We start from the raw sequence: 10,292 nt of genomic DNA on the forward strand, positions 1-10,292 counted from the left end.
AAGTCTATGACACCGGAGCTGGTATTGACGATAAAGACCTGGATAAATTATTTAATGAGTTCTTCAGAGCTGATAACAATATAAACAGAGAGAAGAAAGGAACAGGTCTTGGGCTCTCTCTTGTTAAACAGATCATTGAAGCTCATAGCGGCACTATCTGGGTTAATAGCAAGATTGGACAAGGAAGCCATTTCTATTTTAAACTACCTATAAAAAGAGAGGAACAAAAAAATGGCTAAAAGAATTTTAGTCGTAGATGATGATGCTGATATAAGAGATATATTGACGATACTATTTAAATCAGAAGGCTTTGATGTTGAAGAAGCCTCTAACGGAAGAGAGGCTATAGAGAAAATTACTCATAGACCGCCTGATTTAGTCATAACGGACTATGTTATGCCTGAGATGGATGGTGAGGAACTATGCCGCTTCATAAAAAGAGACCTACTCTTACGCCACACCCCTGTAATAATGCTTACAGGTAAGAAGGAAGATGTGACTGATAAGATTAAAGGAATAGATGCAGGGGCTGATGACTATATAGTGAAAACTACAGATGAGAAAGAGATAATCGCCCGCGTCAAGATGATCTTAAGACGTGCTGAGATGGACTTAGATGCTAACCCTCTAACCCGATTACCCGGCAATGTAACAATATTAAATGAGATCGAGAACAGGTTAAAATCAGAAAACAAGTTTGCAGTATGCTATGTCGATTTAGATAAGTTTAAATCCTATAACGATAAATACGGATTTGAAAAAGGTGATAGAATAATCCAGGAGACCGCCCGCGTACTCATTGAGACAGTAGATCAGGTAGGCCAAAAAAATGATTTCATAGGTCATGTCGGAGGAGATGACTTTGTAATAATAACAGATGCAGAGAGAGCTGAAGAGATATCTAAATCAGTTATAAAGAAGTTTGATTCAAAGATCACTTACTACTATGCCAAAGAGGACTTAAATAGAGGCTACATCGAATCAAAGAACAGAAAGGGAGAAGAAGAGAATGTTCCTTTAATGTCTGTAACTGTATCTGTTGTAACTAATAGAAATATGGACTTCCAACATGTTGCAGAAGTAGCTGAGCGAGGGGCTGAAGTAAAAGAGTATACCAAATCACTTCCTGGAAGCAACTACGCAATAGATAGAAGAGGTTAATGCCGGGAGGGGGACTTGAACCCCCACAAGCGTTAGCTCACATGGTCCTTAACCATGCGCGTCTGCCATTCCGCCATCCCGGCTTATGAGAAGAATCTATTATATCTAAGAAACCTAGAAAGTCAACCAGCCTAAAAACACCTGTCAAACCAAAGTTAAAATGCCCCCTTTTAAGAGCTGCCACAATACTCTCAATGGAAAAAAGTATTATGGCAGAAAGAACATTATCATACGTGGATTACATGAACCTAGATAAAAGAAAGCTGCTGAAAAAGAAAAACCCCCGTAAAAATCTACGGGGGTTTTAAAAACTAAACTAAATAACTTTTAGAAACTAACTGCTATAGAACCAACGAGTGCAAATGCATCATCATCATTAGCAGCTTCAAATACATCACCTGGCATAAACCAACCAGCCTGTAGACCTATAACAACATCTTCTGTGTAGTCATAGACTATAGCAAGGTCAATCTCATTACCAAGATCATCTTCTGTAGATTTTATACTCTGAGATGCCATGCCGCTATTCCAAGTACTAGGAGCAGAGCTGAGTTTCTCATCAAGTGTATAGTTGAACCAATCAAGTGCAATTGTCAAATCTTCAGTTGGCTGAAATGAACCGCCAAGGTTGATTATTTGAGCATTAGAATTAACACCACCATTTACACCCTCAAAGAGATAATCAGCAATCAAACCTTTGGTTTGATCTTCATAGAGCGGATCCCAAGCGTCAAAATCACCAGCGCTAGTATCATTGTCACCGCTTCTGTAATCATAGCAAAGTTTAATCATAGGAGAATACTCATTATCCCAAACATATGAACCTTCAATTGTTGCTGCTAAAGCATCCATATCTTGAGTAGTGCTATAATCGCCAGTCTGTATTGCAATCTCTGCGCCTATTGTTAAACCATCAGCTGGTGCTAAGCTACCTCTTAAACCAAGAACTGTTATATCCTCAGATGCTGTAGCCTGATCACCATCAACAAAAAACACATAAGCTTCTGTCTCTGCTTCATAATCAGCAAAATCATAAGCAAGATTTAAACCAAGGATATCCTGATCTTCATCATTTGAACCTTCGTAAATTTCACTTATTTTTGCATAAAGAAGATCGATTGTCCAAGGATCGTAATCTAACACACCAACGATAGCATCAAATGATTTGGCTTTGCTCAAATATGGAGCATTGTCTAAATCAGAATCACCTGCAACATTCGCATTAGTGTTAGGATCGCCAACTACAAGTGTGCTACCGTAAGCAAGATCCTGACGGCCTATCATAACTGTTAAAGGTGAATAGAAGATCTCCTTTAATGTTATGTAAGCAAGGTCTAAATTGACGTCAGTATTTTCTTGACCTACTTCGCCCCACTCTCTCTCATTGCTCAATCTAATTGTAGCTGCAACATTATCTGTTAAGTCTGCATCTACTCTTAAACGAGTGATTGTGGCAAAGAAATTGTTTTCATCGCCTGCTGTGTAACTGCTAACATCTGCATCACCAGCATCATCATCTAAATCATAGATATACTGTCCAACTCCATAAGTAGTGATATCACCACTTACTTTTACATTCTGTACAGCTGCAAATGCTGACGTAGCCAGCATCATAAGAGCTGCAATAATTAGTAACTTCTTCATTTACATTCCTCCTTAAGTTAATTCATAGGTTCGTTAATTCCTTACTAACGAGCCTTCTTCCCCTTTCTGGAGAAGAATATACAACGGTATTTACCGATATATTCTTTTCATCTTTCCCTTTTAACCCTTGGACCTACTCTTTTCACCACCTCCTTTTGTCCTAGCTTAAGTTAATGGAAGATGTTTAAGTGGAAGCCAACCTATTAAGATTGGCATCATATCCCCAATATTTTAAAGAACTGTACTTACTAATATTTTATATTCTTTATAAAGCCTGTCAAGATAAAATTAACAATAAATTGACCTTCTCTCAATGTAATATCAACTCTTTTTTTGTAATAAATAGGTTTTAAAGCAGTGTTTATAAGCCTACCTATCAAACAACTCACTCTCAGAACGAGGTGAGACAGCTATTACAAGACTCGAAGATGAACCCTTACCGTCTATTGTTATGACTGTAGACTGCTCATCTTTCTCAAAATTAAGTATCCTTCTCTCATACTCTATAAAGTTAATAGGCTTCCAATTATATAAGGGCATCTGCTCTTTATAGAAGACAACTACTTCTTCAGGAGAGACCCTGCCTGTATATTTAAGAAGACCGACTCTTATCTCATCAGTCTGGAAAGCAAAAGACTCTGTTGCAATAAACTTAAAACCGCTTGGCACTGGTATATCATCAAACTTAAGAAGAGCTGAAACTTCAAGCTGTTTCTCAAAATCACTTAATTTAGAATTTCTTCTGCCGGATAGAGTAGAGCACCCTGTTATAAAGACCGATAAAACCATAAGAGCAACTAAGAAACTTCTAATCATTTTACACCTCCATTTATTGATAACATTATTACTTTAAGAGAATAAATTGTCAAGATTCAATTCTAAAACTAATTACTAAATTTCAATTACTGCTTACTAATTTTAGCCCAACTATCACGTAAAGATACAATACGATTAAATACCGGGTTTCCTTCTACTGAGTTCTTATCTAAAGTAAAATAACCTTTTCTCTCAAACTGATATCTCACTCCTTCTTTTGGATTAGAGAGAGAGTTCTCAAGTTTAGCATTATTAATAACAACTAAAGAACTAGGATTGAGATTAGACTTAAAGTCCTCTCCCTCCCCTGCCTGATCAGGATTGGGCTTTAAAAAGAGATGATCATAGAGGCGAACTTCAGCTGTAACTGCACTTCTAGCTGAGACCCAGTGGATAGTTGCTTTAACCTTACGTCCATCTGGAGCATCTCCTCCACGGGTTTTAGGATCATAACTGCATCTTAACTCAATTGTTTTGCCTTTATCATCTTTTATAACTTCATTACATGTTATAAAGTAACCGTAGCGTAATCTTACCTCACGGCCTGGCGCTAAGCGATAGAACTTACTTTGAGGCTGCTCCATAAAATCATCTCTTTCAATATAGAGAGTATCTGAGAAAGAGACCTTCCTGGTTCCCATAGATTCATCTTCTGGGTTATTTACTGCATCCAGCTCTTCAACTTTATCTTCTGGATAATTCTCTATTACAACCTTTAAGGGATCAAGTACCGCCATGACTCTTGGTGAAGTCTTATTAAGCTCCTCCCTAATTGAGTTCTCAAGCAAGCTTATATCAATAAGACTGTTTACCTTAGATACTCCTATCTTATAGCAGAAATCTCTTATTGACTTAGAAGTATAACCTCTCCGTCTCAAACCTGATATTGTCGGCATCCGGGGATCATCCCAGCCGGCTACAACACCTGAGTTAATTAAGTCTAATAACTTTCTTTTACTCACGACAGTAAAGGAGAGATTCAGCCTTGCAAACTCAATCTGCTGAGGATGGTAATAATCGAGCTGATCTAATATCCAGTCATATAACGGCCTGTTGTTTTCAAACTCAAGAGTACAGATTGAATGAGTTATATTTTCAAAAGAGTCGCTTAGACAATGAGCGAAGTCATACATCGGATATATCACCCAACCGTCACCAGTTCTATGATGCTGCTCTCTTTTAATTCTATACAGGACCGGGTCGCGCATAAGAATATTAGAATGGGCCATATCTATCTTAGCTCTTAATACGCAGAAGCCGTCTTTAAACTCACCCTCTCTCATCCGGTTAAATAGATCTAGATTCTCTTCAACCAGTCTATCTCTATAAGGGCTGTTCTTACCAGGAGTTGTCAATGTACCGCGATGTTCTCTTATCTCATCCGTTGATAAATCACAGATATAGGCCTTGCCATTCTTAATAAGATCTATAGCAGCCTGATAAAACTTTTCAAAATAGTCCGATGCAAAATACTCTCTATCTTCCCAGTTAAAACCAAGCCAGCCTATATCCTCTTTTATAGACTCAACATATTCAATCTCCTCTTTACTGGGATTTGTATCATCGAAACGGAGATTGCATAGCCCCTGATATTTCTTGGCCAATCCAAAATTAAGACAGATCGACTTGGCATGACCTATGTGGAGGTAACCATTCGGCTCAGGGGGAAATCTTGTATGGACCCTCTTCTCATACTTACCATCAAGTAAGTCTTTATCGATAATCTCGGTAATAAAATTAGATAGTTCGCTCTTCATATTAAATATCAATATATTTCAGGCATATTAATAATATTCCCATGCAGCATAAACAGCTAAGAAATATTTTTCCCATGATTCCCCGTATTAATTAATCTTTGCATATCTTGCTGAAACTATTTCATGCATTCTAATTTTTTGATCTTCCGGCAATTGCAGCTCAGAGATTAATTCATCAATTACTGTTATTTTTATAATATTCTCATAGCAGATACTGCTGTTTATTTTAAAAGAACTTGCAAAAATATCAAAATCTTTACGCTCTATATCGTTCTTCTTTCCATTTATAGAGATAGCAAGCTCTTCTTTTTCATTTGGTATTGCTAACCTTGAAGAGACTATATCATAAGCAGGAGCTAATCGAATACTGCCTTCTTGATTATAGGTGATAGAAAAATTCTTTAGGTGCGCATCGCCGTTGCCTATGAGAAAGAAGAATAATAATCTTTCAAAAAATAATTGCAAATCAAGGCCTGGAACTTCAGAGATTACAGCAAGTCTCTCTGCTATCTGCTCTACAGTCCCATTATATTTTCTTTCCTCTCCTACTCCTAGTATTTGACAAAAATCTTCCTGATGTTTTTTCACCCCTCTCTCTCTATCAAATCTTTTTATAATATATGCCCACGTTTCATCTTTTAACTTGATTAAAGAATGCGGCGGAGTATCTATTCCTAAATTATCAGCTATAGTCATACATAAATTTTCATTTTCAGGAATATTAAGAAATGTATTAGTTTGTGGTTTTAAAATATATTCTCCTCCTTCAGGTACAACTTCTAACTGCTTATTCTTCTTGTTTAATTTTACTGAAAGTTTCGGCTGCATTCCGGATATTGATAATTTACCTGCCATTTGCTGAGCTTTAATATTTACCTCCATCAAACTTAAATCAATCTCCGGCAGATAATCCACCCCAAAAAGTTTTCTCAAACAAGCAGCATGATGGCTCTCTCTGCTGTTAACTTCTTTGCCGCAAGAATAGCAGCGCATAATCTTATTGAATCTCCTTTATTGTAACTGCACCTATGGTATCTTCACATGTAGCAAGCAAAAGTTCAAATTTATTATCTTTATCTATTTTCATTATCTTACTGACAATTTCAAGATACCAGCCTTCCGGTAAAAGTCCTAAAAAGAAAGGAAAGAGGGCTCCATCTTCAAAGATTATCTGCTCTTTTGGCAGAGAGACAGAGATAGAATGATAACTCTTAATGAAGCTGTCTTTATATGTAAACCTATATCCCTTCTCAATCTCTTCTAAGATCCCAGCCTCTTGGTTTTTAAATAGAACAAGCGCTTTTCTAAATTTACTATCTTCCATTTTTTATAATCTCAATATGATAGCCAAAAAATTGAAGAACTTGATTAAGCTTATCAAGCCTGATAGTTGGTTTACCCCATTCCAATTCTCTGATAAAACGGAGCCCTACCCCAATCCTTTTTGCCAATTCAACCTGTGTTAAATTGGCTTTCAATCTCAACTCTTTTATTTTTAATCCGATACTCTCCATAGTAATCTCCTTGTTATCTTAAAATATATACCTCATAGGGTATAATGTCAAGTATAAATTATTATTTTCATACCCTATAAGGTATGAAAATAACATCTTTAAACTCAAAATATACCTAAAAGGGTATAATAACTATCAAAACATATTAATTTATACCCTATAAGGTATGAAAAAACAAAAACATCATATCTTTTTTCGAAAGTTATTCCTTGTAATATTATTGCATTCTAATTTTTCGGAAATTATTACAAAAAATAGACTGATGAATTCAAAGCAAGATTTAAGCTACCTGTGTTAGGCGAGTTTCGCAGCTTTTTAGAGGAGTTCAGGGATTGGTGTTTCACTAAAGAGACAAAAAATACACTATGTCCCTTTTAACAACAAGTATCTGTTTTCTCGGAACAATTACAATTACACCTTTTAGCTGTATCCTTTATCATTGCTTTATATTTTTTTATATTTTCTTTCTCAATTTTTTTTAAATCATCTCTATTGATAATAATATTCATACCATCCAGCGGCTTTGTTACGCATGCATATTTTTTTCCACCATTTATCTCTACTATGCATGATTTACAACACCCTTTACTTATATCGGCTCTATAGCAAGGAGCTGGTATACTAATATTTGCCCTATCGGCAATATCAACTATATTTTTATCATTATGGCTAACACTTACTAATCTTCCATCAATGGTAACTTTCATTACTCCTCTCCTTTCCCTGCTATTATAGCAGTTCAAAGTGTTGCGCTAGACCCTTGAACCTACAAAAACACCTCGCAATTTATTATACTACAAGAGGTTAAATATAAAAACTACCCGTGTTGGACGAATTTCGCAACTTTTTGTTATTTGGAGAGGTTGCTCATATTAATATTTACGGATAAACTACGGGGCTTAAACCAGCAACAACTTCAGCCACAATTAAGTATATAAAGAAAATATTTAAATTAATATTAGGAATTTTAAAAATTACTATGGTTTAATAATTTTTCAAAAAGAATAGACATATCATTTCTATTAGAGTGTTATAGAGGCAGGAGAAGACTGAGGTAACAAGAGAGAGACAAAGAATAAGCTGAAAAAACAAGCCCTAATTTTTAGATCGATTGACGGTAAAATCTATGCTCGAAAATACCCACTATTTTGTTATCTAAGAGTAAAATATGAATCTTGCTCATAAGTATACTCCTCTACAACTGTTCCAATAGGATCGACTATTTTCAAGCTCCCGTCTATTTCGCTAACACTAGGATATGAATATGATGATGGACCAAACCCCACCTTAAATTCCCATACAAAGGTATATCCACTATTGATAGCTGCGCCTATTTCTTCCCAGGTAAGACCTGACCTATGAAAACGGAAATCCATTGGTTGATAACTTAATGCTCCTCCATTAGGAAGTTTTCTACCTATAATCTGTCCCTGTCTACCCAAAGGAAGGATCGATCTTACATCTAAATCAGGATTAAGACCAATTGTGCCTCCTTTTTCAACGAACTCTGCAACTGTCTCAGATGATGGCGGAAGCGCAGATGACGAATATACTATCTTTACTGAATCATGTTCATCGCCAGCCACAGTTTGTTTAATACAGTTAACCGCATAGTCACCGCACACTAAAAGTGAGTGCATTACATCAAGTGCGTCACCTTCAATATCAAAAATCGTCTGCTGATATTGCTCCGAAAGATCTGCAGTAAATTCTTCAGGGTAAACAATATTAATTTCAAACATTTCTTCAGTCCTTCCATCAGCATTCTTTATTGAAATATACCATAAATCACCAAGACTCATAAACCCTGATGCAGCGAGATAAATCTCGTTACCTTCTTCTAAGGTTTCTAAGCGAGAGCTAATCTCTGATATCGAATCTTTTATATAGACATCTTCTGCCGAATCTAACAACACACCTAGAACATCAATTGCTTCTTGATTTGTTAATTGTATATTATATCGTTCTCCTTTACGATTAAAATTGGGATTGCGAATGAGTGTTTCAGTGGATAAGGGTGTTGCAGGGGATGTTGTTTCACTTGCAGTCGTAGAATCTACTTGAGTGCTTGGATATGTTGTTCCTTGGCTTAATGGGATAACATATTTTCCACCAAAGTCTGCACCACCAAGATTAGGAGCCGCATCCGCCATCCTAATAATGATTAAACCAGTAAAGATTACTACCACAAATACTACCGCAAACAATGTTAATCTCTTCATTTTCCTGCCTCCTTTTTGTTGCTAGTTAAATTTTCAATACTATTCACTTTGGTGTATTACATACAAAATTCATACCAAACCTGAGATAAAAAACAAATACTTTAGTGGAATATTTGACTCGCACTCAAACACCCACATCTCAAATAGTGCTAAATTTGTGACATATTATTGAATAAACAGCTATAAATCCAACAAATCAGTATAAAATTAATAATAAAAAAACTCTGTAAGTTATTGCTATAGAAATACTTGAGAGATAAAAACTACCCCTGCTGGACGAATTTCGCAACTGGTTAATGCAAAATACTGAGCAATTAAAAATAACAACAAGCACTATTACTTACTAGAAACTAACTTCAACCTTAATACTTTATTGCCTGTTGGCTCATGAACTTTTTCTTCCAAAATCTCAAACCCATAACGGAAATAAAATTTCTGACCAATTTTATTATCTTTAAATACCTCAACCTCAAGGTTGCCACATAACTCCTGAGCCTTATCCATCAACGCTTGACCAGCACCTCTACCTTGAAACTCTGGCTTAATAAATATTGCACCAACTTCATTGCCAATTAGTGCCATAAAACCAAACACCTGTCCATTTTGCTCAACAACCCAAGTATCAGCGTTTGGTAAATAAACATTGGGAATATCATGACGCACCTTCTCTTGAAATTCCTCAGTTAAAAAAGGATGTGCAATTTTTGATGCATCTTCCCAAGAAGACAGAACATCATTTAAATCATTTTCATCATATTGACGAATAACATATTTATCCATATCAAATCAACTCAACCTTTTTCTCATTCTATTCCAAATAAAAATCCGTTGCAAATAATTAAATTACAACGGCTTATGGAATAAAAACTCCCCGTGCAAATATTAGATATAATTATATCTCTGAATCCATAGACCTACAACTATGCACTATATAACCAATATCTGAGGATATATGCCATATCAGAGATACTATTTTAGTAGCATTATCGCCACCCCGGAAGAGACTCGAATTCCTTATTTAATAGGATTATGGTTTCAGAGGGGTGCAAAAATTATGAGAATAGGCTAAAAGGTGAGTTTTTTGTCCAATTTTGTCCAGTATTTCAGGGTGTCAATTTCCATAACTCTTTTACTTTCAAACAGTTACAAGATGTCCAGCCTCATGGGGTGGACATTTA

At 35.9% G+C, this 10,292-nt stretch carries 11 protein-coding genes and 1 tRNA gene; 2 read left to right on the forward strand and 10 right to left on the reverse strand.

Annotated elements, in window-relative coordinates; genetic code table 11:
• Both P9X27_00585 and P9X27_00590 read left to right on the forward strand, forming a co-directional pair.
• On the forward strand, positions 1–239 hold a 239-nt coding region (locus P9X27_00585), incomplete at its 5' end, for an ATP-binding protein (protein ID MDP8252886.1).
• A complete protein-coding gene (locus P9X27_00590; GenBank protein MDP8252887.1) occupies positions 232–1,161 on the forward strand; it encodes a response regulator in 930 nt (309 codons plus the stop codon). The genes P9X27_00585 and P9X27_00590, both read left to right, overlap by 8 nt.
• On the opposite strand, the gene P9X27_00595 is transcribed toward P9X27_00590, so the two are convergent.
• The 10 genes from P9X27_00595 to P9X27_00640 form a co-directional block, all read right to left on the reverse strand.
• Positions 1,162–1,244 (reverse strand) — tRNA-Leu (locus P9X27_00595).
• 244 nt (positions 1,245–1,488) lie between these two features.
• On the reverse strand, positions 1,489–2,805 hold the full coding sequence (locus tag P9X27_00600; protein ID MDP8252888.1) for an alginate export family protein: 1,317 nt from the start codon (positions 2,803–2,805) through the stop codon (positions 1,489–1,491).
• 369 nt (positions 2,806–3,174) lie between these two features.
• Entirely contained in the window at positions 3,175–3,621 is a 447-nt protein-coding gene (locus P9X27_00605) for a hypothetical protein (protein ID MDP8252889.1), read from the reverse strand.
• An 86-nt stretch (positions 3,622–3,707) separates the two neighbouring features.
• Positions 3,708–5,378, reverse strand: a complete 1,671-nt coding sequence (locus tag P9X27_00610; GenBank protein ID MDP8252890.1) for a glutamine--tRNA ligase/YqeY domain fusion protein — start codon at positions 5,376–5,378, stop codon at positions 3,708–3,710.
• A gap of 87 nt (positions 5,379–5,465) precedes the next feature.
• Positions 5,466–6,371, reverse strand: coding sequence for a HipA domain-containing protein (locus tag P9X27_00615; GenBank protein MDP8252891.1), 906 nt, complete (start codon positions 6,369–6,371; stop codon positions 5,466–5,468).
• A 4-nt stretch (positions 6,372–6,375) separates the two neighbouring features.
• On the reverse strand, positions 6,376–6,702 hold the full coding sequence (locus tag P9X27_00620) for a HipA N-terminal domain-containing protein (GenBank protein ID MDP8252892.1): 327 nt from the start codon (positions 6,700–6,702) through the stop codon (positions 6,376–6,378).
• Positions 6,692–6,892 carry a helix-turn-helix domain-containing protein gene (locus P9X27_00625; GenBank protein MDP8252893.1) on the reverse strand — a complete coding sequence of 67 codons (201 nt, stop codon included), beginning with the start codon at positions 6,890–6,892 and terminating at the stop codon, positions 6,692–6,694. Before P9X27_00625 ends, P9X27_00620 begins: the two co-directional genes overlap by 11 nt.
• Before the next feature lie 374 nt (positions 6,893–7,266).
• Positions 7,267–7,599: a 2Fe-2S iron-sulfur cluster-binding protein gene (locus tag P9X27_00630; GenBank protein ID MDP8252894.1), complete on the reverse strand. Its 333-nt coding sequence runs from the start codon at positions 7,597–7,599 to the stop codon at positions 7,267–7,269.
• 444 nt (positions 7,600–8,043) lie between these two features.
• Positions 8,044–9,114, reverse strand: a complete 1,071-nt coding sequence (locus tag P9X27_00635) for a hypothetical protein (GenBank protein ID MDP8252895.1) — start codon at positions 9,112–9,114, stop codon at positions 8,044–8,046.
• Positions 9,115–9,450: 336 nt separating this feature from the next.
• Positions 9,451–9,894, reverse strand: coding sequence for a GNAT family N-acetyltransferase (locus P9X27_00640; protein MDP8252896.1), 444 nt, complete (start codon positions 9,892–9,894; stop codon positions 9,451–9,453).
• Positions 9,895–10,292: the final 398 nt, after the last annotated feature.

The organism is Candidatus Kaelpia aquatica, from assembly GCA_030765335.1.
Lineage (GTDB): Bacteria > Omnitrophota > Gorgyraeia > Kaelpiales > Kaelpiaceae > Kaelpia > Kaelpia aquatica.

Coding starts and splice junctions, on each gene's coding strand:
- P9X27_00590 (MDP8252887.1), top strand. CDS start 232: ATGGCTAAAAGAATTTTAGTCGTAGATGATGATGCTGATATAAGAGAT.
- P9X27_00600 (MDP8252888.1), bottom strand. CDS start 2,805: ATGAAGAAGTTACTAATTATTGCAGCTCTTATGATGCTGGCTACGTCA.
- P9X27_00605 (MDP8252889.1), bottom strand. CDS start 3,621: ATGATTAGAAGTTTCTTAGTTGCTCTTATGGTTTTATCGGTCTTTATA.
- P9X27_00610 (MDP8252890.1), bottom strand. CDS start 5,378: ATGAAGAGCGAACTATCTAATTTTATTACCGAGATTATCGATAAAGAC.
- P9X27_00615 (MDP8252891.1), bottom strand. CDS start 6,371: ATGCGCTGCTATTCTTGCGGCAAAGAAGTTAACAGCAGAGAGAGCCAT.
- P9X27_00620 (MDP8252892.1), bottom strand. CDS start 6,702: ATGGAAGATAGTAAATTTAGAAAAGCGCTTGTTCTATTTAAAAACCAA.
- P9X27_00625 (MDP8252893.1), bottom strand. CDS start 6,892: ATGGAGAGTATCGGATTAAAAATAAAAGAGTTGAGATTGAAAGCCAAT.
- P9X27_00630 (MDP8252894.1), bottom strand. CDS start 7,599: ATGAAAGTTACCATTGATGGAAGATTAGTAAGTGTTAGCCATAATGAT.
- P9X27_00635 (MDP8252895.1), bottom strand. CDS start 9,114: ATGAAGAGATTAACATTGTTTGCGGTAGTATTTGTGGTAGTAATCTTT.
- P9X27_00640 (MDP8252896.1), bottom strand. CDS start 9,894: ATGGATAAATATGTTATTCGTCAATATGATGAAAATGATTTAAATGAT.